Source organism: Caballeronia sp. LZ035, from assembly GCF_031451175.1.
In the GTDB taxonomy this organism is placed as follows: Bacteria; Pseudomonadota; Gammaproteobacteria; order Burkholderiales; family Burkholderiaceae; genus Caballeronia.
The window spans coordinates 1-454 of record NZ_JARUXS010000045.1; the positions used below are offsets into that span (position 1 = coordinate 1).

Genomic DNA, 454 nt, shown 5'->3' on the forward strand with positions numbered 1-454 from the left:
GCTCATGTCGTCGGCGAGCACGAGCGTGTGCTGGCCCATCTGATGCGTGAAGTAGTAGTAGATGCCTTCCTGCTCCATCAGACGGCTGACGAAGGCGAAATCAGACTCCTGGAACTGGGTGCAGAAGCCCCAGGTGCGATAGGTGGCGCTCAAGCGGTTGGTGACCGGAAAGCCGTAAGCGGTGAAGACTTCCTGGATGATCTCGACAACCGTCTTCTCTTGAAAGATGCGGCAGTTGACGGTGCGCGTGAGATACCACAATGAAGGCCGCACAGTAGCCGTGTAGATATAGCTGCGCGAAGTGAGCGTCTCGCGGCCATTGAACTCGAAGCGCGTGATCTGGCCATCGAGATAGCGCAGCGCACCGACCTGCGGCTGGATCTCCAGCGTGAGCGACTTGCCGAGGGCGCTCTTGAGATCGAGCGAGGCATCGCTGGAGACGAGTTGCACTTCG

At 59.0% G+C, this 454-nt stretch carries 1 protein-coding gene; it reads right to left on the reverse strand.

Annotated elements, in window-relative coordinates; all coding sequences use genetic code 11:
• A partial coding sequence (locus QCE88_RS41995; RefSeq protein WP_309911944.1) for a type VI secretion system tip protein VgrG occupies positions 1–454 on the reverse strand: 454 nt, incomplete at both ends.